The 20992-nt window shown below is 72.6% G+C and carries 23 protein-coding genes and 3 riboswitches; of the genes, 7 read left to right on the plus strand and 16 right to left on the minus strand.

Annotation, left to right across the window (positions count from 1 at the left end; translation table 11 throughout):
* Positions 1-33 precede the first annotated feature (33 nt).
* Positions 34-105, minus strand: a riboswitch (cobalamin riboswitch).
* A 55-nt stretch (positions 106-160) separates the two neighbouring features.
* Positions 161-901: a hypothetical protein gene (locus tag ASG96_RS05250; RefSeq protein ID WP_056755360.1), complete on the minus strand. Its 741-nt coding sequence runs from the start codon at positions 899-901 to the stop codon at positions 161-163.
* Positions 898-1407 carry a hypothetical protein gene (locus tag ASG96_RS05255; RefSeq protein WP_057587113.1) on the minus strand — a complete coding sequence of 170 codons (510 nt, stop codon included), beginning with the start codon at positions 1405-1407 and terminating at the stop codon, positions 898-900. Before ASG96_RS05255 ends, ASG96_RS05250 begins: the two co-directional genes overlap by 4 nt.
* 146 nt (positions 1408-1553) lie before the next feature.
* Here ASG96_RS05255 and ASG96_RS05260 point away from each other — a divergent pair, with 146 nt between their 5' ends.
* The 5 genes from ASG96_RS05260 (at position 1554) to ASG96_RS05280 (ending at position 5186) form a co-directional block, all read left to right on the plus strand.
* The gene (locus ASG96_RS05260) at positions 1554-2783 is read left to right on the plus strand and encodes a bifunctional cobalt-precorrin-7 (C(5))-methyltransferase/cobalt-precorrin-6B (C(15))-methyltransferase (RefSeq protein ID WP_057587115.1); all 1230 of its coding nucleotides are present in this window, start codon (positions 1554-1556) and stop codon (positions 2781-2783) included.
* Complete coding sequence (locus ASG96_RS05265; RefSeq protein ID WP_057587118.1) at positions 2780-3553, plus strand: cobalt-precorrin-4/precorrin-4 C(11)-methyltransferase; 774 nt, start codon at positions 2780-2782, stop codon at positions 3551-3553. The genes ASG96_RS05260 and ASG96_RS05265 overlap by 4 nt, the downstream gene beginning before the upstream one ends.
* 30 nt (positions 3554-3583) lie before the next feature.
* Positions 3584-3771, plus strand: a riboswitch (cobalamin riboswitch).
* A 29-nt stretch (positions 3772-3800) separates the two neighbouring features.
* Positions 3801-4007 (plus strand): CbtB-domain containing protein, encoded by a 207-nt coding sequence (locus ASG96_RS05270; protein WP_020143588.1) that lies wholly within the window; start codon positions 3801-3803, stop codon positions 4005-4007.
* Between the two features lies 1 nt (position 4008).
* On the plus strand, positions 4009-4782 hold the full coding sequence (locus ASG96_RS05275; RefSeq protein WP_057587119.1) for a CbtA family protein: 774 nt from the start codon (positions 4009-4011) through the stop codon (positions 4780-4782).
* Entirely contained in the window at positions 4779-5186 is a 408-nt protein-coding gene (locus ASG96_RS05280) for a hypothetical protein (RefSeq protein ID WP_235509073.1), read from the plus strand. Before ASG96_RS05275 ends, ASG96_RS05280 begins: the two co-directional genes overlap by 4 nt.
* A 21-nt stretch (positions 5187-5207) precedes the next feature.
* On the opposite strand, the gene ASG96_RS05285 is transcribed toward ASG96_RS05280, so the two are convergent.
* From ASG96_RS05285 to ASG96_RS05320, 8 genes are all read right to left on the minus strand, one after another.
* Positions 5208-5660: a hypothetical protein gene (locus ASG96_RS05285; RefSeq protein ID WP_057587126.1), complete on the minus strand. Its 453-nt coding sequence runs from the start codon at positions 5658-5660 to the stop codon at positions 5208-5210.
* An 18-nt stretch (positions 5661-5678) separates the two neighbouring features.
* On the minus strand, positions 5679-5969 hold the full coding sequence (locus tag ASG96_RS05290; protein ID WP_056755380.1) for a DUF1905 domain-containing protein: 291 nt from the start codon (positions 5967-5969) through the stop codon (positions 5679-5681).
* A complete protein-coding gene (locus ASG96_RS05295) occupies positions 5872-6819 on the minus strand; it encodes a CPBP family intramembrane glutamic endopeptidase (RefSeq protein WP_082591644.1) in 948 nt (315 codons plus the stop codon). Before ASG96_RS05295 ends, ASG96_RS05290 begins: the two co-directional genes overlap by 98 nt.
* Before the next feature lie 27 nt (positions 6820-6846).
* Positions 6847-7590, minus strand: a complete 744-nt coding sequence (locus ASG96_RS05300; protein WP_057587129.1) for a CPBP family intramembrane glutamic endopeptidase — start codon at positions 7588-7590, stop codon at positions 6847-6849.
* Between the two features lie 184 nt (positions 7591-7774).
* Positions 7775-9301, minus strand: coding sequence for a precorrin-2 C(20)-methyltransferase (locus ASG96_RS05305; RefSeq protein WP_057587131.1), 1527 nt, complete (start codon positions 9299-9301; stop codon positions 7775-7777).
* Positions 9298-9966 (minus strand): precorrin-8X methylmutase, encoded by a 669-nt coding sequence (locus ASG96_RS05310; RefSeq protein WP_057587133.1) that lies wholly within the window; start codon positions 9964-9966, stop codon positions 9298-9300. Before ASG96_RS05310 ends, ASG96_RS05305 begins: the two co-directional genes overlap by 4 nt.
* Entirely contained in the window at positions 9963-11111 is a 1149-nt protein-coding gene (locus ASG96_RS05315; protein WP_235509074.1) for a precorrin-3B synthase, read from the minus strand. The genes ASG96_RS05310 and ASG96_RS05315 overlap by 4 nt, the downstream gene beginning before the upstream one ends.
* Before the next feature lie 45 nt (positions 11112-11156).
* Positions 11157-11489: a hypothetical protein gene (locus ASG96_RS05320; RefSeq protein WP_057587135.1), complete on the minus strand. Its 333-nt coding sequence runs from the start codon at positions 11487-11489 to the stop codon at positions 11157-11159.
* A gap of 45 nt (positions 11490-11534) precedes the next feature.
* Positions 11535-11663: riboswitch (cobalamin riboswitch) on the plus strand.
* A gap of 40 nt (positions 11664-11703) precedes the next feature.
* On the opposite strand from ASG96_RS05320, the gene cobN reads away from it, so the two are divergent.
* Positions 11704-15357 carry a cobaltochelatase subunit CobN gene (cobN, locus tag ASG96_RS05325; RefSeq protein WP_057587137.1) on the plus strand — a complete coding sequence of 1218 codons (3654 nt, stop codon included), beginning with the start codon at positions 11704-11706 and terminating at the stop codon, positions 15355-15357.
* Positions 15358-15624: 267 nt separating this feature from the next.
* Here cobN and ASG96_RS23115 read toward each other — a convergent pair whose 3' ends face one another.
* The 4 genes from ASG96_RS23115 to ASG96_RS05340 all read right to left on the minus strand — a co-directional run bounded on the left by ASG96_RS23115 (position 15625) and on the right by ASG96_RS05340 (position 17331).
* A complete protein-coding gene (locus ASG96_RS23115; RefSeq protein WP_157610656.1) occupies positions 15625-15765 on the minus strand; it encodes a hypothetical protein in 141 nt (46 codons plus the stop codon).
* A 45-nt stretch (positions 15766-15810) separates the two neighbouring features.
* Positions 15811-16302, minus strand: coding sequence for a DUF2510 domain-containing protein (locus tag ASG96_RS23740; protein WP_200962652.1), 492 nt, complete (start codon positions 16300-16302; stop codon positions 15811-15813).
* Between the two features lie 67 nt (positions 16303-16369).
* Complete coding sequence (locus ASG96_RS05335; RefSeq protein ID WP_056755402.1) at positions 16370-16741, minus strand: VOC family protein; 372 nt, start codon at positions 16739-16741, stop codon at positions 16370-16372.
* Positions 16738-17331 (minus strand): transcriptional regulator, encoded by a 594-nt coding sequence (locus ASG96_RS05340; RefSeq protein WP_057587139.1) that lies wholly within the window; start codon positions 17329-17331, stop codon positions 16738-16740. Before ASG96_RS05340 ends, ASG96_RS05335 begins: the two co-directional genes overlap by 4 nt.
* Positions 17332-17392: 61 nt before the next feature.
* Between ASG96_RS05340 and ASG96_RS05345 the strand changes: the two genes are divergently transcribed.
* Positions 17393-17968 carry a dienelactone hydrolase family protein gene (locus ASG96_RS05345; RefSeq protein ID WP_057587141.1) on the plus strand — a complete coding sequence of 192 codons (576 nt, stop codon included), beginning with the start codon at positions 17393-17395 and terminating at the stop codon, positions 17966-17968.
* A 57-nt stretch (positions 17969-18025) separates the two neighbouring features.
* Here ASG96_RS05345 and cobF read toward each other — a convergent pair whose 3' ends face one another.
* Both cobF and ASG96_RS05355 read right to left on the minus strand, forming a co-directional pair.
* Complete coding sequence (gene cobF / locus ASG96_RS22570) at positions 18026-19453, minus strand: precorrin-6A synthase (deacetylating) (RefSeq protein ID WP_082588622.1); 1428 nt, start codon at positions 19451-19453, stop codon at positions 18026-18028.
* On the minus strand, positions 19450-20982 hold the full coding sequence (locus tag ASG96_RS05355; RefSeq protein WP_057587142.1) for a cobyric acid synthase: 1533 nt from the start codon (positions 20980-20982) through the stop codon (positions 19450-19452). Before ASG96_RS05355 ends, cobF begins: the two co-directional genes overlap by 4 nt.
* Positions 20983-20992 lie beyond the last annotated feature (10 nt).

Here is a 20992-nt window from a genome sequence, read left to right on the forward strand (position 1 = left end):
ACGCGCCCGGCGGGCGCGACCAGCGACGGGAGATGCCCTGGCTTCCGCCGACCGCGTGGTCGGAGGTTCACAGTGGCGGGACCGCTCCGGATTCGCACCGGATTCCTCTCCCAGTCGCCACGGGCAGTCTGCCACGTCGCGGGGTCCGGCGCAGGGCGGCTCAGGCCGACTGCGCCGCCGGGCCGGTCTCGGCGTCGGTCGGCAGGATCGAGACGATGGCCCGCCACACGGCGGTCGACGTCGTCGGCACCAGGGTCGGGCCGTGCTCGTCGGCCTCGACCCGGAGCAGTCCGGCGTCCACGTCGACCCACGCGAGCCGGCGCACGATGGTGCGGTCGCGCGCCGGAAAGGCGATGTCGACCACCGACAGCTGCCACAGTCCGGCGCGCACCGCCGCCGCGGCCGGGGGCCAGGGCGCGAGCAGGTCGGCGAGGGCCTCGCTGCCTGCGGCGCGGGCGGCCTCGGAGTTGGAGGCGAGGTCGTCGAGCAGCGACTCGTCGACGACGGCCGAGGCCGGGTCGAGCCGGGGTCGGGCCTGCAGCCCCGTCAGCCGGCCGATGGTCGTGGGCACGAACTCCGTGCTCACGGCCGCGAAGTCGTAGGTGCCGTCGGCGAGGTCGGTGAGCATCGCGCTGACGAACGCGACCCAGGCCTGGTGGAGGCGGACCCCGTCGGGACCGGTGACGAGCACCTGGAGCGAGCCGAGGGAGCTGGTGACCGCTGCGAGGGCGTTGCGCAGGACGGGGTGCGGTGCCCCGTCGGCGACCGCTCCGGCCTCCCTGAGGCGCGCGACGACGTCCTCACACGCTCCCTCGGGGTCGGTGGCGTACTCGACGAGCGTGATGAAGGCGTCGGCGTCGAGCCGAAGGCGGGAGGTGCTTGCGTCGAAGGTCACGCTCATGCGGGCACCAGTCCGTCGGCGCGCATGACGAGGCTCGCCGCGACGGCGTCGATGACGGGAGCCAGCTGGGCCAGGCGCAGGGTGCCGACGCGGGCGGTCAGGGTGACGCCGACGCCGTCGACGAGGGTGGTCCACGTCTCGGTCGTCACGGACTCGTGGGCCGGGGTCGAGTGGGTCGAGAGCCGGCGCAGCCCGAGGTGGCCGCCGATGGTGACCTCGTCGTGGTCGAGCAGGACGTAGCCGTCGAGCTCCTCGGCCTCCCGGCGCTGCGTCGTGCGCTGCCACTCGGCGAGCGAACCCTCCACGTCGGCGAACGTGAGGACGACGTTGGTGCGGAAACGGTCCGACTCGTCGGGCTCGACGGCGGCGACCACGTCCCCGTCCGGCGACGGCTCGATCGTGTCCCAGTCGGCGGGCACGTCGAACGACACGCTCCCACCGCGGGTGGTCACCGTGGTCAGTCGGGGCAGCGGGAGCCGCCCCGACCCCGGGTGGATGTGAGTCATCCTCGTGTTCCTCCCCTGTGTCGCATCTTGGTTGCCTGCCGTCCCCCGACGACGTGCGATAGGACATCATGGGGCCGACATGGGGCGTATCGGGCCGGAACGGTCACAACGAATGGCACCCGATCCGTCGCGCTAGGGTCACCGCTGTGATCGAGGTGGTCGGCGTGGGTGCGTCCGGGCTGGAGTCCCTCGGCCCCGACGGCCGTCGGTTCGTCGATGCGGCCGAGGTCGTCGTCGGCGGCGCGCGACATCTCGCCATGCTCGACGAGCGTCCCGGCCGTCGCCTCGTGCCCTGGCCGTCGCCCCTGCTCCCTGCCCTGCGACAGGTGCTCGACGAGGCCGGCACGTGTCGGGTCGTCGTGCTCGCGAGCGGGGACCCCCTCGTCTCGGGCATCGGCTCGACTCTCGTGCGCGAGCTCGGGGCCGACGCGGTGCGGATCCACCCAGGGGTCTCGTCGGTCGCCCTGGCCCGCGCCCGGATGCGCTGGGCCGCAGAGGATTCCGACGTCGTGACGCTCGTCGGACGAGACGTCGACCGACTGCGCCGTGACCTCGCGCCGCGGGCACGGCTCGTCGTGCTGACCTCGGGGGACGACGCCCCGGCCCGCGTCGCGTCCCTGCTCGTCGAGGAGGGGTATGCCGCGAGCCGCCTCACGGTGCTCGGTGACCTCGGCTCGCCGGCCGAGTCCCGCACCGAGGGCGTTGCCGCATCGTGGGACGGGCGTCCCACCCCTCGGTTGCACCTCGTGTGCGTCGAGTGCGACCCGCACCCGACGCGGAGCGCCAGGTCGCTCGTGCCGGGACTCAGCGAGACGGCATACGAGCACGACGGGCAGCTGACCAAGCGTGTCGTCCGGGCCGCGGCCCTGGCGCACCTGGCGCCCCAGCCCGGCGACGTCCTGTGGGACCTCGGGGCGGGTGCCGGCTCCGTCGGGATCGAGTTCGCCCGGGCGCACCCGCGCAACGAGGTGCACGCCGTCGAGCGCGACCCGGGGCGGGCCGCACGGGTGCGGCGCAACGCGCGTGCCCTCGGGGTGCCCGGGCTTCGGGTGGTCGAGGCGGCGTCGCTCGAGGCCGTCGGGGTGCTGCCGCGGCCCGACGCGGTCTTCGTCGGGGGCGGGGCCACGGGCCCGCTGCTCGACGCGTGCTGGGCGGCGCTCGTGCCCGGTGGACGGCTCGTCGTGCACGGTGTCACGGTCGAGACCGAGGTGCTGGTGCACGAGATGCGTGGCCGGCTCGGTGGGTCGATGACCCGGATCGCCGTCGAGGACCTCGACACCATCGGATCGCTCCACGGCTGGAAGCCGGCCCGGTCGATCGTGCAGTGGTCGGTGGAGAAGGCTGTGTCACAAGGAGACTCGGAGACCGACTCATGACCATTCACTTCATCGGTGCCGGCCCGGGCGCCGCCGACCTGCTCACGCTCCGGGCGGTGCGGCTCGTCGGTGAGTCACGGGTGTGCCTCTATGCCGGCACCTACATCGGCGCCGACGTGCTCGCGCACTGCCCCGAGGGTGCCGAGCTCGTGGACACCCAGCACCTCGACCTCGACGTGATCACGGAGCACTGCGTCCGCGCGCACGGGGCTGGGCACGACGTGGCCCGGCTCTGCTCGGGCGACCCGTCGCTCTACTCCGCCATCGCCGAGCAGACCCGGCGCCTCGACCGCGCCGGAGTGCCGTGGGACGTGACACCGGGCGTGCCGGCGTATGCGGCGGCGGCCGCCCTCATCGGCCGCGAGCTGACGGTGCCCGAGGTCGCGCAGTCCGTGGTGCTGACCCGGGCGCACCGCGACTCGACGCAGATGCCCGAGAGCGAGTCGCTCGCGCACTTCGCGCGGTCGCGGGCCACGCTCGTGCTGCACCTCGCGATCCGGCGCACGCGCGAGCTCATGGCGTCTCTCGTCGGCGACTACGGCCCCGACTGCCCCGTGGTCGTCGTCGCCAACGCGGAGCAGCCCGACCAGCTCGTGCTGCGCGGCACGCTGGCCGACATCGCCGACCAGGTCGAGGCCGCCGGCCTGCGCCAGGCCGCCGTCATCCTCGTCGGCCGTGCGCTCGCGGCACGCGACACCGACGACTTCGTGGAGTCGCACCTCTACGGCACGCGGATCAACCGGGCCACGCGAAACACGCCGGGCCCCTAGGGTCCCCGTGGCATGTCCGGACGGGCTGTGTCAGGATGCGAGTGCCGCAGTGCACGGGAAGTCGGTGTGATTCCGACGTGGTCCTCGCCACTGTGACCAGGGAGCAAGTCCCCACCATTCGCCACTGGTGACCGCAGGTTGACGCCGGGTCGCTGGGAAGGCTGGGGAGGCGTGACGATCTGGAAGCCAGGAGACCGGCTGCGGCGCGATCTGTCCACGAGGCATGGAACGAAAGGGTCAATCTGCCATGACCACTGCTGCATCGGCGTCTGCCGTCTCCCCGTCCACCAGCGTCCGCGTCCCCGTCTGGGCGTGGGCCCTGCTCGCGTTCGCCGTCTTCGCGCTCTACTTCGTCTCGCAGGAGAACGGTGCGCTGCTCAGCGCGCCCGCTGCGCAGATGCTCCACGAGCTGACGCACGACGCGCGTCACGCTCTCGGCGTCCCCTGCCACTGAGGTGGGGCTGAGCTTCGGCTCCGTGCTGCGGCGCGGGGTCCTGGCCGGCGTGTCCGCGGGCCTGGCGGCAGCCGTCGTCATCTGGCTCGTCGTCGAGCCCGTCATCCGCCGCGCCCTCGCCGTCGAGGACCTGCGCTCCGTGCACGGAGGCCAGTCGGCGTCGACCCGCCTGCCCGCCCACGGCGGCGACGAGCCGCTCGTGTCGCGGTCGGCGCAGGTCGTCGGGGGTGCCGTCACGGCGGTCCTCGTCGGGGTCGCGGTCGGTGTGATCTTCGCCGTCGTCTTCGCCCGGATGCGTGAGCGTCTGCCCGGACGAGGCGACTTCGGTCGCTCGATGGTGCTCGCGACCATCGGCTTCGCGGCCGTGAGTCTCCTTCCGGCACTGAAGATCCCGTCGAACCCGCCTGCGGTGGGTGACCCGGAGACCGTGGGCCGGCGCACGATGCTGTATGCCGTCGTCCTGCTCCTCGGGGTCGCGATCGCGCTGCTCGTGCCGGTGCTCGACCGGCGCCTCGCGGCGCGGGGAACGGTGCCGTCCACGCGCTGGGCCGTCGACGTCGTCGCGACCGTGGCGCTCGTCGTGCTGGTGCTGGTGCTCGTGCCGGGCTCGCCCGACACGGTGCCGGCCGACGTCCCCGCGGCCCTGCTGTGGGACTTCCGGCTCGCGTCCCTGGCCCAGCTCGCGACGATGTGGCTCACCCTCGGCCTCGTCTTCGGCCTGCTCATGGAACGCGTCGTCGCACCCAAGCGGGCCCTCGAGCCCGTGGCGGCGTGACGGCATACGAGCACGCCTCTGCTGACACCGAATCCGCGCGCATGTGCATCGTCCGGGTCTGCCGTGACTGCTGTTGCGGCACGGAGCGCAAGCACCCCGGGGTCGACCACGACGGGCTCCTCGCCCGGCTCGAGGTCGGCACCCGGGGTCGCGCCCGCGTGCTGCGCAGCGCGTGCCTCCTCGCGTGCGACGAGTCGAACGTCGTCGTCGTGACACCGTCGGTGGCCGGGCGACGCTCGGGAGGACGGCCCGCATGGGTGCGTGGCGTGCTCGACGACGCGACGGTCGACGCGATCACCGGGTGGGTCGCGCTCGGCGGCCCGGGGATCGCGGCGACCCCCGAGTCGCTCGCCCCGCAGGTCTTCGCGCCGAGCGGGCTGTCGCTGACGTGGACGGCGGTCTGAGGCCGGCCTGCGGACCGCCGGTCAGACGAAGGACTCGAGGTCGTCGCGCATCCGGCTCAGCTGGGGCTGCTCGCCGTGGAAGGCCTCCAGCGCGGCGAGGGCGCGCAGCACGGCTGTGCGGCCCTCGTCGTCGATCTGCCCGGTCAGGCGCAGCAGCGTGAAGCCAGCCCCCACGACGACGGTCGCGGCGTCGACCCCGTCCTCGTCGTCGAGCTCGGCGAGCATGCCGTCGACGTCAGCCGGGTCGTCGAGACCGTCGGCGAGCAGGTCGCGGACGGTCGTCGTCGGGCCGAGCTCGTCCGTGCGGGCTGCCCAGTCGGCGAGCAGGTCTGCTCCCTCGTCCGTGCCGAACGGCGCGAGCTCGTCGCCCGCGTCGTCGTAGATCGGGCTCGTGAAGTGGTCGGTGAAGGCGTCGTCCGCCGGCGCGTCGATGCCCGGGCCGGTCTCGTCGTCGAGGGTGGTCTCGTCGTCCATGACATCCAGCATGCCGCGTCACGAGTCGACGCGGACGTCCAGCCCCACGTCGACCATGTCGCCGTCCTCGACGCCCTCGGCCCGACGGACGGCGACCTTGAGCGGGACGACGTAGCCGCCGTCCTTGGGCCAGAGCGACGTCGCCCACCGAGTGCGTCCGATGCGTGCGGTGACGGGGATCATGCCCCAGCCGTAGCTGACGTGGGCGACGTCATGGAGTGCAAGGGACTCGTCCTCGGGGACGGTGACGAAGTAGTACGGCGCCGGGCCGCGCCACTGCCAGACCTCGCCGGTGAACTCCAGCTCCATGCCCACAGGATGCCGCATGACAACCGGTCAGTCCCGAGTGCGGGTCCCGACCGCATCCGCGTCGCGGGGGTTGGCCGGAGTGTGCCGGTCGCGCCGGACCAGGACGATGAGGATGACGGGCCCATGCGTAGATCACCACCAGGCCGAAGGCTGCCGTGCTGACGAAGACCCCCTCGCCGGGGTGCACCCCGGCGAGGAACGTGGAGAAGTCCCACGACGCGTGCAGGGCCATCGCGGCGAACAGGGTGCCGGTGAGCCGGCGGGCCAGGTAGAACGACACACCGGAAAGCCCGGCGAAGACGACCTGCAGGGGTGCCCCCATCTCGCCGAGGGCCAGGTTGGTCAGGTGGAAGAGGCCGAAGACGAGCGCGGTCCAGGCCAGGGCTGCGGCCTCGGTCCGCCGGCCGGTGCGGAGAGAGCGCAGCACGATCCCCCGGAACACGGTCTCCTCGGTGAAGCCGACCAGCGCTGCCGCCAGGGCGATCACGAGCGCCTGTCCGGTGGCGAACTGGCTCCAGCTGACGCCCATGAGGGTCAGGACGATCACGACGATCATCACGACCGGCAGGGAGGCCAGCAGCTTCCCCTTCGAGAGCGCCTGGAGCTCGTGGAACACCCCGTCCCACCGCGCCCATCGCAGGAACGCGATGACGAGCACGGCACCCACGGCCAACGGGAGCACGGCCGCACGCAGGGTGTTCGAGGTGGAGTCGAACAAGTGCTCGTAGCCGATCCCCGAGATCCTCATCAGCCCGACGACCACGATGGCATAGGCGGCGAACATCATCAGTCCGACGCGGGGAGAGGGTTCGATGCGAGGTGTGGCGCGGCGGGGCGGTGCGGCGGACATCGTGCTCCTACGGTGGGTGGTCGCGTCTCAGACGGCGGCGGGTCGATCTACCGGCTCGATGTGGTGGCGGCGAACGAGCAGCAGGACGACGAGGCCGATCATCGTCAGGATCGCGACGATGACGAGCGGGTAGCTCTTGCCCGGAACGACCCCGGCGGAGACCAGCGAGAAGTCCCACAGGCCGTGCACGAGCATCGGCAGCCAGATTCCCCCAGAGCGCCGGCGGATCAGGTAGAAGAAGTAGCCGGCGGCGATGGTGACCAGCACCTGGACGAACGCCCCGGGCCCCTCGCTGATCAGGTTCGAGGCGTGTGCCAGTCCGAAGATGACGGTCGACCACAGGGCGACCTTGCCCTCGGTGAACCCGTTGGAGCGGAAGACGGTGACGCCCAGTCCGCGGAACATCAGCTCCTCACCGGCGCCGACGAACAGCGTCGAGAGCAGCAGCAGCACGGCGAAGCCGAGGCCGCGGTCGGCCAACCCTGCGTAGTTCGTCACGATGAGGACGGAGGCGAGCATGAGGACGGGCACGATGACGAGCCAGCGCTGGACGGGCCGGTCGTCGTGAACCACCGGTCGCCACCAACGCAGCCACGAGATCACCGCGGCCACGAGGACGACCGAGAGCCCCACCGGGACGGTGATGCTGCGCCACAGCTCGTTGACGCTGGTGGGCGCCGCGTACTTCGTGTCGAGGCCGCGAGTCAGCAGGAGGCCGAGGCCTTGGACGATGACGAGGTAGAGGACGACGAGCGCGATGAAACCGATCACGGGAAGTCGGCGGGACTCTGCCGGAAGCCCCGAGCTCGTCGGGGAGGGCGACTGGGAAGGCGACTGGGAGGACATGGCCGGACCATAGAACGCCACCGCCCTCCGTGCACGACCAGCGGACGGACACGCACGACTGTCGAGTGTTGCTCGCGTCCTCGGGCACGTCGCACCGCCGGCACGCGCGTCAGTGGACGTAGCGGGGTGTCCACACCTGGCCGGCATCCGTGACGCGGGAACCCGAGGCACACACGATGACGAGGCACTTCATGTCGATCGTCGTCGGGTCGAGGTCGGCAAGCGTCGTCACCGTCAAGGACTCCTCGGCACGCCCCACGTCGCGGCCGACGACGACGACGGTCGCGGGGTCGCGCTCCTCGAGGAAGACTTCCCGGGCGCGGGCGACCTGCTCGGTGCGGCTGCGCGACGCGGGGTTGTAGAGCGCCACGACGAGGTCGGCCGACGCAGCGGCGCGCAGACGCCTCTCGATGACCGTCCACGGCTTGAGCCGGTCGGAGAGCGACATGACGGCGAAGTCGCCACCCAGAGGTGCGCCGGCGCGGGCCGCGACCGCCTGCGCGGCGGTGAGACCGGGCAGCACGCGTACGCGGACGTCGGCGTAGCCGTGCGTCTCGGCGGCCTCGAACACGGCCGACGCCATGCCGAAGACGCCGGCGTCGCCACCGGAGACGACGCCGACGCGCTCGCCCTTGCGGGCCAGCTCGAGGGCGTCACGGGCGCGGTCCACCTCGACGGTGTTGCCCGACGCGTGGCGGGTCAGTCCCTCGCGCTGTGGCACCCGGTTGACGTACGGGGCGTAGCCGACGACGTGACCGACCTCGGCGAGGGCCGCGGACGCCTCCGGGGTGAGCCACCGCTCCGGCCCCGGACCCAGGCCGATGACGACGACCTCGCCGCGGCCCGTCTCCGGGTGAGCTTGCGGGACAACGGGATCGACGGTGCGTGAGGCCGCCGCGCGTCCGGCGGCGTCGGCCCGGAGGTCGCGACCGGGGACGACGACCATCGACATGTACGGCACGGTCGAGGCGTCGACGTCGGCCACGGGAAGCACCCGCTCGGAGTCGGAGCTCGCCCGCTCGACGTAGCGCGCCTCGTCGAGCCGTCCGGCCTGGCGCAGGGCCTCGCGGACGTTCTCGAAGGTGCGGCCGAGCTTCATGACCACAGCGGCCTGCGTGTCGGCGAGGCGGCGCGCGAGCTCCGGCACCGGCAGCGTGCCCGGGAGGATCGTCAGCACGTCCTCGTGCCTGCACAGCCCCGTCGCGACGGTCGCGGCCGAACCGCTGACCGACGTGACGCCGGGGACGACCACGGTGTCGTAGCGGTCTGCGAGGCGGTCGTGGAGGTACATGTAGGTGCCGTAGAAGAGCGGGTCGCCCTCCGCGAGCACGACGACGTTGCGGCCCGAGTCAAGGTGCGCTGCAAGGCGATCCGCGGACTCGTCGTAGAAGTCGGCCATGAGCCCGTGGTAGCCGAGCGGGTGGTCCGTCGCGCCCGTCGTCACGGGGTAGACGAGCAGCTCCTCGACGACTCCCTCGCGGAGGTACGACGCCGCGATGCGTCGGGCGATCGAGTCGCCGCGTGGTCCGCTGTGGAAGGCGACGACGTCGGCCTCACCGATCAGTCGCGCGGCCTTGACGGTGACGAGCTCGGGGTCGCCGGGCCCGACGCCGACGCCGCGCAGCCAGCCGCTCACAGCTCCTCCTCCTGGGCGAGCGCGTTGACGGCCGACGCCGCGAGCGCGGACCCCCCGCGGCGGCCGTGCACGACGAGCCACGGGATGTCGAAGGGGTTCTCGGCGAGGGCGACCTTCGACTCCGCCGAGCCGATGAAACCCACGGGGATGCCGACGATGGCTGCTGGTCGCGGACCACCGTCCGCGATGGTCTCGAGGAGGTGGAAGAGCGCGGTCGGCGCGTTGCCGATGGCGACGACGGCACCCTCGACCCGATCTCCCCAGAGTGAGACCGCGGCGGCGGATCGCGTGGTGCCCCAGGCCTGTGCGAGTGCCGCCACGCGTTCGTCGCGGAGCGTGCAGACGACCTCGTTGTCGCGCGGCAGGCGGGCTCGGGTGATGCCCGAGGCGATCATGTGGGCATCCGTGAGGATCGGCGCGCCGGCCCGAAGGGCGGTTCGCGCGGCGGTGACGACCCCGGGGTGCACGGCGATGTGCTCCGTGAGGTCGACGTCGCCGCTCGCGTGCACCATGCGGACGGCCACGACGCGGGCGTCCTCGGGGAGGTGGTCGAGGTGAGCCTCCGCGCGGATCGTCGCGAACGAGCGGCGGTAGATCTCCGCGCCGTCCGTCAGGTAGTCGTAGCGCCGCGTCGGTGGGGTGACGGTCTCGGTCCGGACGTTCACGGGGTCTCCTGGTCGTGCCGTGGTGGGCTGCTGTCGCGGATCTGTCGCAGTGCCGCGTCGACTGAGGTCGGGGCCAGCACGTCGACGTATGCCGTCGCGGGCGTGCCGCAGCGACGCTCGCACCCGCTGACGTGCACAGGGAGGTGCCCGCCGGGCAGGACGGGGGCGAGCTCGCGGGCCAGGGCGCGGGTGTCGAGGGCGGACCGCGCGCAGCCCGGGAGGCCCGTGCAGGCGTGCAGTCGCGTCCACGGCGAGCCGGTGTGCGTCGCGAGGCCGGCGCCCTCCAGCTCGGGACGTGCGGCGGCGGCGTTCTCGACGACGAGGGAGCGCCACGGGGTGACGAGCACGCGATCCGTGACCCGCGCGAGCGCGGCGAGGTGGTCGGGCCGCAGCAGACCGAGCGGCACGGCCACGACGACGTGCTCCCCGACTGCCCCCAGCGGGCGCTCCGGGGCCGGCGGCAGGTCGACCAGAGCCGTCGGCTCGGGCCCGAGGGGCTCTGCGAGCTCGCTGACGTGCCAGACGGATTCGTCGCCGCCGGTTCGCTCCACGAACTCGTGGGCGAGCGCGACGAGTCGTGGGACGGCAGCGGCCAGCGGCACCTCCCAGCCCCGACTGGTGCCTCCGGCCAGGACGACGCAGCGACCGGGTCCGGTCGCGATCACCCCGAGGTCGAACGACTCGCCCAGGACGTCGCCACGCCCGTCGTCGAGGACGAAGAGGAAGCGGCCACCGAGGTGGGCGAGGTCGGGGTCGGCGCGGAGCGCGGTGTCGAGGGCTCGGGTCACGGGACGCAGGTCACAGTGCCCGGCGCCGTCGAGACCTGAGAGCGGTGAGGCGACGACGTTGCGGACCAGCTCGTGGGTCGCGGACGGGACGAGGCCCGTCGCCCGGATCGCGTCGCGGATCCGCGGCGTCAGCGGGTCGGGCAGCCCTCTCAGCTGCAGCGCGCCGCGGGACGTCAGCTGGATCGCCGGATCTGTCTGTCCTGCAACGATATCCATGAGTCCGGACAGCGCTTCGAGGCGCACCGGCTGAGCAGCAGGACGGAGCCGCACGATGGAGCCGTCGACCGCGACGAAGGGTCGACTGACCCCGGGACAGGCATCGCCTGCCCGGCGCTCTCGGCTCGTCGGGGCGGTCACGCGGCACATGGTAGGCCCGAGCCCGAGGAGGTCAAGACGCCCGTCTCAGGCCAGGGTGACGTCACCTTCGACGACGAGCGCGGTCATCCCGGTCGCGCTCCTGGTCTCATGGCTCTCGCCCGGATCCCAGACGGCCGCGTGTCCGGCGGCGAGCTCGACGGGCACCCCGTCGTCGCCGCTGACGAGCGCGTTGCCCGCCACGAGGAGGAGCAGCTGGCGGCCCACGGCGGGATGCCGGCCGATGATGCCGCCGGGCTCCAGCGCGAGGACGACGACGTGGGTGTCGGTGCCCCGGGCGAGCCCGGCGACCGAGAACCCCTCGCTCCCGAAGTCGGAAACCGGACGTCCGGTCAGGTCGGTGAGGTCGAGGATGCGCACCCGGTCACGCTATCGAGCGGCCTCCGTCGCGACGGTGGGACGGGCACGGGCTAGGGTGGGCCCAGCGTCGTCGACCCAGGAACCCGGTGAGAATCCGGGACGGTCCCGCCACTGTGAGCCGCCACCCGTGAGGGAGGCGGTGAGTCAGGAACTGCCGGCAGCGCTTCTCTTTCCTTTCGACCGCGGGGCGTGGACACCCCGCCGAGGAGTTCCAGTGACGCGCATCGCGCTGCTCTCGACGTCCGACACCGACCTGCTGTGTGCCCGCGGGAGCGGTGCCGACTACCTGCTCGCCAACCCGTCGCGTCCCGGTCACACCTCGATGGCAGAGGCCATCGAGGCCGCCGACGTCGTCGTGGCCCGCATCCTCGGCGGGCCCCAGGACCTCTGCGAGGGCTTCCGGCGGATCCGCGCCGGCGGCAAGCCCATGGTCGTGCTCGGCGGTGAGCAGACCCCGCACGCCGCCCTCATGGAGCTCTCGACCGTCGCGCCCGGCGTCGTCGCCGAGGCGCACCGCTACCTCGCGGAGGGCGGGGCCGCCAACCTGCGCGAGCTGCACGCCTTCCTCGGCGACACGCTCCTCATGACGGGCGAGGGCTTCGAGCCGCCCGTCACCCTGCCGACGTGGGGCGTCCTCGAGCGTCCTGAGCCCCGGCCGTTCGACCGGTCCGGGACCCGCCCCCGCGTGGGGATCCTCTTCTACCGAGCCCAGTTCGCCGCCGAGAACACGGCCTACGTCCACGCCCTCGCCGACGCGGTCGATGCGGCGGGCGGCATCGGGGTGCCGGTCCACGTCTCGTCGCTGCGCGACGCCCCCGCCGACCTCCTCGAGCACCTCACGGCATACGACGTGCTCGTCACGACCGTCCTCGCCGCGGGCGGCACGAAGCCGGGCACCGCCAGTGCCGGCGAGGACGACGAGGCGTGGGACGTGCAGGCCCTGGCCGCGCTCGACGTCCCGATCATCCAGGGGCTGTGCCTGACGTGGAGCCGCGACCAGTGGGACGCGAGCGACGACGGGATGAGCCCGCTCGACGTCGCGACGCAGGTCGCCGTGCCCGAGTTCGACGGCCGCATCATCGGGGGTGTGTTCTCCTTCAAGGAGACCGACGCCGACGGGCTGCCCCACTACGTGCCCGACGCCGAGCGCTGCGCCCGGCTCGCCACGCTCGCCGTCAACCACGCCCGGCTGCGCCACACCCCAGCCGCCGAGCGGCGCATCGCGATCGTCCTGTCGGCGTACCCCTCGAAGCACTCACGCATCGGCAACGCCGTCGGTCTCGACACCCCCGTCTCGATCATCCGGCTGCTGCGGGCGATGCGCGACGCGGGCTACGACCTCGGCGAGCCCGGCGAGATCCCCGGCACCGGGCCGCTCGAGCCCGTCGACGGCGAGACGCCCGACACGACGGCCGGCAACGCCCTCATCCACGCCCTCATCGAGGCCGGCGGGCAGGACGAGGACTGGCTGACCCAGGAGCAGCTGAGCGGGCAGCCCGTGCGCATCCCGGCCGCCCGCTACCGCGAGCACTTCGACGCACTGCCCACCGAGCTGCGCGACGCCGTGACCCGGCACTGGGGCGAGGCGCCCGGCGAGGTCTTCGTCGACCGCCACACCGACCCCGACGGCGAGCTCGTCGCCGCGAGCATCCGCGCCGGCAACGTCGTCGTCCTCGTCCAGCCCCCACGCGGCTTCGGCGAGAACCCGATCGCGATCTACCACGACCCCGACCTGCCGCCGACGCACCACTACCTCGCCGTCTACGACTGGCTCGCCAGGGATTTCGGCGCGCACGCCGTCGTCCACATGGGCAAGCACGGCAACCTCGAGTGGCTCCCCGGCAAGAACCTCGCGCTCTCCGCCGCCTGCGGTCCTGACGCGACGATCGGCGCGCTCCCGCTCGTCTACCCCTTCCTCGTCAACGACCCCGGCGAGGGCAGCCAGGCCAAGCGGCGCGCCCACGCGACGATCGTCGACCACCTCGTGCCGCCGATGGCGCGCGCCGAGTCCTACGGCGACATCGCCCGACTCGAGCAGCTGCTCGACGAGTACGGCAACGTCTCCGTCATGGACCCGGCCAAGGCGCCGGCCCTGCGCGCCGAGATCTGGACGCTCATCCAGTCCGCGCAGATGCACCACGACCTCGGGCTCGAGGACCGACCGGACGACGACGCCTTCGACGAGTTCGTCATGCACGTCGACGGCTGGCTCTGCGAGGTCAAGGACGTCCAGATCCGCGACGGCCTCCACGTCCTTGGCGAGGCCCCCGCGGGGGAGGGCCTCGCCAACCTCGTGCTCGCGATCCTGCGGGCCAACCAGGTCTTCGCCGGTGCCGTCGGCGCCGTGCCGGGGTTGCGGACGGCGCTCGGTCTGAGTGAGGGGCACGCCGAGCGCTCGTCCGTCGACGACGCGGAGGAGCAGGCGAGCGCGCTCGTCGCCGCGCTCGCCGAGGCCGCTTGGGACGAGGCGGCCGTGCCGGGGATCGTCCGCGAGCAGCTGGGCGCCGACCCGCAGGTCGACACCGATGGCGTATGCCGTTCGCTGGCCTTCGCGTGCCGCGAGGTCGTCCCGCGGCTGCGGGCCACGACGGGGGAGATCGACGCGGTCCTCCACGCGCTCGACGGCGGCTACGTCCCGGCCGGTCCGTCGGGGTCGCCCCTGCGTGGACTGGTGAACGTCCTGCCGACCGGGCGCAACTTCTACTCCGTCGACCCGAAGGCGATACCGTCTCGTCTCGCCTGGGAGACCGGGCAGCTCCTCGCCGACGACCTGCTGGCCCGGCACCGCGCCGACACGGGCGAGTGGCCGCGCTCGGTCGGCCTGTCGGTGTGGGGCACGTCGGCGATGCGCACGTCGGGCGACGACATCGCCGAGGTGCTGGCGCTCCTCGGCGTTCGCCCGCGTTGGGACGAGATGTCCCGCCGCGTCGTCGGTCTCGACGCGATCCCGCTCGCCGAGCTCGGCCGACCGCGCATCGACGTGACGGTGCGCATCTCCGGCTTCTTCCGTGACGCCTTCCCGCATGTCATCGCGATGCTCGACGACGCCGTGCGCCTCGTCGCCGACCTCGACGAGTCACCCGACGACAACTACCTGCGCGCCCACGTCGCCGCTGACCTCGCCGACCACGGCGACGCCCGCCGCGCGACGACCCGGATCTTCGGCAGCAAGCCGGGCTCCTACGGCGCCGGCATCCTGCCCCTCATCGAGTCGGGCAACTGGCGCTCGGACGCCGACCTCGCGGAGGTCTACGCCACCTGGGGTGGCTTCGCCTACGGGCGCGAGCTGGACGGCATACCCGCTCGGGCCGACATGGAACGCACGTACGCGCGGATGGACGTCGCGGCGAAGAACATCGACACGCGTGAGCACGACCTCGCCGACAGCGACGACTACTTCCAGTACCACGGGGGCATGGTCGCGACGGTCCGCGCGCTCACCGGTCGCGAGCCCAAGGCGTACGTCGGCGACTCGACGACGCCCGACTCCGTGCGGACCCGCAGCCTCACCGAGGAGACGGCGCGCGTCTTCCGCGCCCGCGTCGTCAACCCGCGATGGATCGCGGCGATGCGGCGGCACGGCTACAAGGGGGCGTTCGAGCTCGCCGCGACGGTCGACTACCTCTACGGCTTCGACGCGACGGCCGGAGTCGTGACGGACTGGATGTACGAGCAGCTCGCCCGGACGTACGTGCTCGACAAGGAGAACCGCGACTTCCTCCAGCAGGCCAACCCGTGGGCGCTGCACGGCATGGTCGAGCGGCTCCACGAGGCCGTCGACCGGGGGCTGTGGAAGGAGCCGGACCCGCAGCTGATGGCCGACCTGCAGCAGGTCTACCTCGACGTCGAGGGCGACCTCGAGGACTGACCTGTCCGGCTCGACGTCGCGTGGCCATCCCGGGGTTTCCCAGACGGCGCCCCTGCCCGGTCCTCCGTTGGGGCATGGACTCGACGTGTCGCCGCGCGTGGTGCAGTTCCCGTTGGCGGCGCCGACAGCGCCGGTGTCCGTCGACCGGACGAGCCGCTGCTACACCGCCTTCGGTGGGACATTCCTCTACAACCCCTGCCCCAGCGGCGACGTCGACCCACCCTGAAGAGCGCGATCGCGCGCGTGATCACGCTCTCGAGGGTGGGGTCAGAACTGCAGGCCGCGCATGTCGTGCTCGACGACATCGACGTCACCACACCGCTTGCAGGTCAGGATCGTGCGTCCCTTCAGCTTCAACCGCGTGTAGCGGTGGCCGAGGATGAGGCACTTGAGGTTTCGTCGCGCCATCTTCCGAGTCTCCTCCGGTGGCGCCGTCGCGGGAGCGAAATCGCGCTAGCTGAGGATCCCGTGGGCGGCGTTCCAGCGGCGGGCGCCCTGGTAGGCGTCGACCATGCCCCAGACCCAGAAGCCGAACACGCCGACGATCCCGACGAGCACGATCACGAGCACGAAGCTCAGGACGTAGCCGATGAAGATCCCGATCCCCTTGGCGACATCGCCGTTGATGATGCTGCCGAGACCCGGCACGAAGAACGACGCGATGAGGGCGAGGGCCGGGTTCTTCGGGGCGACCTGGGTGTAGTAGACCGGCGTCCCGACCATGCCGGGCGGCCCGGACTGCCCGGACGGTCGTGACGGTGGTGGCCACCCGGCCTGTCCCCACGGCGCGTTCGGGACGTTGTGGGGGAGCCCGTGGGCGTCCGTCGCCACCACGGGTGGGGCCATGGGAGGGCGGGTGTGCGGCGTCCACGCACGACCGTCCCAGTAGCGCTCGCCCTCACCGGCCGGGTACCAGCCGGGGGGAGCCGAAGGTCCCTCGTTCATGCTCGACTCCTCGTCAGCGGTGTGACTCCGAGCGTATGACGGGAACGGGCCCCGTCTGGTCGTTTTGTCAGGGAGCGAACGGCGTCAGGCAGAACGGGTGGCCGGCGGGGTCGAGCAGCACGCGCCAGCGGCCGTCGGGCTGCGGTGCCGCGAGGCGGGCTCCCAGAGCCACGGCGCGCTCCGTCTGGGCGTCGAGGTCGTCGGCGGCGATGGTCACGTCGAGGTGGACGACGGACGTGCCGGGCCACTCCGGCTCCACGTAGCCGGCGACGGCCTGCGGGACGAGCACCAGCCCGTCGACCTCGACCGCCGACGCGTGGTCGTGGGACCAGAGCACGGTGCCGCCGAGCAGCTCGGCGTAGAAGGCCGCGAGCGCCACGTGGTCGGCGCAGTCGATCGACACGGCGCTGACGCGAAGGGGGAGTGGCGGCTGGGTCAAGACTGCTCCTCGTCGGTCGCCACTGCCTCGGGGAGGACGGGCTGGTCGGTGGGGTAGAGGCCGACGGCGAGGCCGTAGACCGTGTCACCCGAGCGGGGCAGCGCGGTGAACTCGCGCACCAGCCCCTCGACCCGACGCCAGAACTCCGACGCACTCTCCCTGGGGATGCGGACGTGGCGCAGGGTGCTGTAGAGCGTGTCGTCCTCGTGGGCCGGGACCGACTCGGCGGCGGCGACCGAGAGCCCGTTGACGCACACGGGGATCGTCGGGTCGCCGGGGTGGCGGGCGACGCCGATGGCGATCGTGCGTCCGGTGCGACCGTAGTAGCGCTCGTCGATGGCCCGGACGCGGCGGGTGCGCACGACCCGGAGCATGCCGGCGTCGACGAGCACGCCGACGTGGTGCGCGACGGTGCTCTTGGGCCGGCCGACGGCGGTGGCCAGCTCGGAGACCGTTGCTGCCCGTTCGAGCACGAGGTCGAGGAGCGAGGACCGGAGGGGGTCGGCGATCGCGCGCAGCTGGGCAGGCGTCGTCAGCTCCACCGCGTCGGGGAGCTCGTAGTCGGGCAGCTGCGGGCTATTGGTCGACATTGTTGGATCAGTCTAGATTGTTGGATCAACAGCGCGGTATCCATCGAGCACAGGAGCAAGCATGGCTGACGTCCTCCTCCTCCACCACGCCCAGGGCCAGACCCCGGGCTTCCTCGCCTTCGCCGACGCCCTGCGCGCCGCCGGGCACACCGTCCATGCGCCGGACCTCTACGACGGCAAGAGCTTCACCACCCTCGACGAGGGCATGGCCAACGCGCGGTCGATCGGCTTCGGGAACCTGCAGGAGCAGGGCGTCGCCGCGGCCGAGGGCCTGCCCGACGACCTCGTCTACGCCGGATTCTCGCTCGGCGTCATGGCGGCGCAGCGGCTCGCCCAGACCAGGCCCGGGGCCCGTGGTGCCGTCCTGCTCGACTCGGCCATCCCGCTCGGGGAGTTCGCGCCCGACTGGCCCACGGGCGTTCCCGTCCAGGTGCACGGCGGCGAGGCTGACGAGTTCTTCATGGACGAGGGTGACGTCGACGCGGCCCGGGCCGTCGTCGCGGCCGCCGCGGACGGCGAGCTCTTCACGTACGCCGGGTGCGGCCACCTCTTCGCCGACGCCAGCACGTCGGCCTACGACCCCGACGCTGCGGCGCTCGTGCGGGAGCGCGTCCTCGAGTTCCTCGCCCGGGTCTGACGGGACCGTCGAGGGACCCTCGTGACCACCCACGGGACCACTTCGGGTGGACCGTGGTCAGCCGGCGGGCCGGTCGGTGGGTCCGTTGGGCTCGGTGGGTTCGCCGGGTTCAGCGGGCCCGGTCGCGGCTGGTGCTTCGCGCGTCAGGGAGTAGTAGATCTCGTCGGAGCGGGTTCCGTCCGGGTTGGGCAGGCGCCCGCTGAGCCGACCCTCGGCCCGGAAGCCGGCCTTCGCGGCCACCCGACCTGACGCCTCGTTGCCCACCTTGTGACCGAGCTCGAGGCGTGCAAGACCCGCGTCCTCCAGCGCCCATTTCGAGACGAGCCGCAGGGCCCGCGTCGTGAAACCGCGGCCACGGAAGGCGGGCAGCACGCCGTAGCCCACGAGCCCGGTCCCGGGGGGCCCCATCCGCATGATCCCGATGACGCCGGCGCCCTGACCGGACTCCGCGTCGGTCATGACGAAGCGCGCCGCCCGTCCGCGTCGCCACTCGAGCCTGGCCGCGGCCGTCTTGCGCCGCGCGTCCTCGTCGGTCAGCGGCTCGCCCGCGAAGTCCCAGCGCAGCGACTCCTCGTTGTTGTGCTCGTCGCGCACGACCTCCCAGTCGGCGGCCGTGAGGGGGCGCACCGTGACGACGCCGTCGGTCAGCGGCTCCGTCTCGGGGAACGGCGGCGGGCCAGGGCGCTCCGGTGCGCCGGCCGGGGGTCGCAGCAGGTAGGTGTCCATGACCCACCCGTGCCGCTCGCGGGCCTCGGCGCGCACGCGGCGCACCTCGTCCACGACGTCGGCGAGTCGCCCGTGCACGAGCTGCTCGTCGGGCGTGCCGAGGTAGGCGCCCCACCACAGCTCGAGGTCGGGGTAGGCACCAGCGAGCTCCGCGCACGCGAGGTGCCCGTCGAGCATGACGACGACGTCGCCGAGCGAGGGGTCGTACTCGTCGAGGAGCCGGCGACCGGTCGTGATGTGGATCGGCGCACCGATGCGGTTGAGCGGGATGCGGTGGCGCGCGGCGAGCAGCTGCGGCGCGCTGATCCCGGCGATGACGTCGTGCTCCACGCGGACGCCGGCCGCGGCGTACCGCTCGACGAGCGCGTCGACGACCCGGATCGTCGAGTCGTAGAACGCCGGGTCGCCCCACACGAGGAAGCCGACCGTCGTCTCGCCGTCGGCGAGCCCGTCGATGACGACGGCGTACGCCTCGACGCGCGCCGCGTGCCAGTCCCGGACGCCGCGGTCGTATGCCGCCGCGTCGCGTTCGGCGTCCGGCCCCCGTCGCGGGTCGGTGACCTCCACGACGCGGTAGGCGTGGTCGGCGGGGATGAGGGCGTCGCAGACGGCGTCCCGGGCGGCGACGAGGTCGGACTTCGCGTCGCCCTTGTCGGCGACGAGGAAGGCGTCGACGGTGGCCAGGGCCCGCGTCGCCTCGCCGGTGACGTGCCCGGGATCGCCCATCCCGATCCCGATGACGCGGATGCGCTCGATCATGGTGTGGCTCCCATCCGGGTGAACGAGAGGAGGGCGTCGATGTCGACGTGCTCCTCGAGGGCGTCGGCGAGGGTGTCGAGCATCCGCTCGCGACGTTGCGTGAAGCCGAGAGCGTCCGCGTCGGGCTGCCAGTGCGAGCCGGCCGCTCGGGCGACCTGCGCGAGCCAGGCGCGGCGGAAGTCGTCGCTCTCGAAGGCTCCGTGCCACATCGTGCCCCACACCTCACCGACGTTCCAGCCGTCCAGGAAGGCATGCGGCTCAGGCGAGTTCGCGACCACCTGGTCGTCCGCGGGCAGTCGGCGCGCGATCCCGTGGTGGATCTCGTAGGCCGTGTCCACACCGTGGCCGGACCACGAACCCACCGGACGCGCGAGCACCTTGTCCGCACCGAACTCGACGCGGACGGGCAGGTGTCCGAGGCCCGGCACGACCCCGACCCGGCCCTCGACGTCGTCCTCGATCTCGTGCCCGAGCATCTGGTAGCCGCCGCAGACGCCGAGCACGGGCCGCCCGGATGCGACACGCCGGGCGACGACGTCAGCAAGGCCGCGCTCCCGCAACCACGCGAGATCGCTTGCAGTCGAACGAGATCCGGGCAGCACGAGCAGGTCGGCCGAGTCGGCGACGGCCGGGTCGATCGTGACCAGCACGTCGACGCCGGGCTCGGCAGCGAGCGCGTCGACGTCGGTGGCGTTCGAGATGCGGGGCAGCCGGAGGACGGCCACCTTGAGCCGTTCCCGTGACGTCGCCGACAGGGCCGTCGAGGCACGCCAGTGGCCGACCTCGAGGGTGTCCTCGCTGTCGAGCCACACGTCGAGCAGCCACGGGATGACGCCGTGGAACGGCACGCCGGTGCGGTCGGTGATGGTGTCGAGCCCCGGCTCGAGCACCGACACGTCACCGCGGAACTTGTTGATGACGAAGGACTTCAGCAGTGCCCGGTCGTCCTCGTCGAGGAGCGCCCACGTGCCGTAGAGCGCGGCGAGGATCCCGCCGCGGTCGATGTCGCCGACGACGACGACCGGCAGTCCGAACTCGCGGGCCAGTCCCATGTTGACGTAGTCGCCCGAGCGGAGGTTGACCTCGGCGGGGGAGCCCGCGCCCTCGCACACGACGAGCTCGTACGCGTCGGCGAGCTCGCGGTAGGCCGTGAACGCCGCGTCGGCCAGGTGGGCCCGCCCGGCGGCATACTGTCCCGCCTCGAGCGTCCCGGCGGGCTCGCCGCGCACGACGATGAACGACCGGCGGTCGGTGCCGGGCTTGAGCAGGACGGGGTTCATCGCCGTCGTCGGCTCGACCCGGGCGGCGACGGCCTGGAGCCACTGGGCTCGGCCGATCTCGCCGCCGTCGAGGCAGACCATCGAGTTGTTCGACATGTTCTGTGCCTTGAACGGGGCGACCCGGACACCGCGGCGCGCGAGCACCCGGCAGAGTCCCGCGACGATGACGGACTTGCCGGCATCGGACGACGTGCCGGCGACGAGGAGGCCGGACGGGCCGGAGCGTTCGGAGGGCGCGGACGGGAGCACCCAGCCATCC

The sequence above is a fragment of the Terrabacter sp. Soil810 genome (genome assembly GCF_001429645.1).
GTDB lineage: Bacteria > Actinomycetota > Actinomycetes > Actinomycetales > Dermatophilaceae > Terrabacter.

What these genes read in the sequence shown, in the direction of transcription:
- ASG96_RS05265 (WP_057587118.1), top strand. Translation starts at nt 2,780, where the DNA reads ATGACCATTCACTTCATCGGTGCCGGCCCGGGCGCCGCCGACCTGCTC.
- ASG96_RS05270 (WP_020143588.1), top strand. Translation starts at nt 3,801, where the DNA reads ATGACCACTGCTGCATCGGCGTCTGCCGTCTCCCCGTCCACCAGCGTC.
- ASG96_RS05290 (WP_056755380.1), bottom strand. Translation starts at nt 5,969, where the DNA reads ATGGAGCTGGAGTTCACCGGCGAGGTCTGGCAGTGGCGCGGCCCGGCG.
- ASG96_RS05250 (WP_056755360.1), bottom strand. Translation starts at nt 901, where the DNA reads ATGAGCGTGACCTTCGACGCAAGCACCTCCCGCCTTCGGCTCGACGCC.
- ASG96_RS05340 (WP_057587139.1), bottom strand. Translation starts at nt 17,331, where the DNA reads ATGTCGACCAATAGCCCGCAGCTGCCCGACTACGAGCTCCCCGACGCG.
- ASG96_RS05345 (WP_057587141.1), top strand. Translation starts at nt 17,393, where the DNA reads ATGGCTGACGTCCTCCTCCTCCACCACGCCCAGGGCCAGACCCCGGGC.
- ASG96_RS23740 (WP_200962652.1), bottom strand. Translation starts at nt 16,302, where the DNA reads ATGAACGAGGGACCTTCGGCTCCCCCCGGCTGGTACCCGGCCGGTGAG.
- cobF (WP_082588622.1), bottom strand. Translation starts at nt 19,453, where the DNA reads ATGATCGAGCGCATCCGCGTCATCGGGATCGGGATGGGCGATCCCGGG.
- ASG96_RS23115 (WP_157610656.1), bottom strand. Translation starts at nt 15,765, where the DNA reads ATGGCGCGACGAAACCTCAAGTGCCTCATCCTCGGCCACCGCTACACG.
- ASG96_RS05285 (WP_057587126.1), bottom strand. Translation starts at nt 5,660, where the DNA reads ATGGACGACGAGACCACCCTCGACGACGAGACCGGCCCGGGCATCGAC.
- ASG96_RS05255 (WP_057587113.1), bottom strand. Translation starts at nt 1,407, where the DNA reads ATGACTCACATCCACCCGGGGTCGGGGCGGCTCCCGCTGCCCCGACTG.
- ASG96_RS05295 (WP_082591644.1), bottom strand. Translation starts at nt 6,819, where the DNA reads ATGTCCGCCGCACCGCCCCGCCGCGCCACACCTCGCATCGAACCCTCT.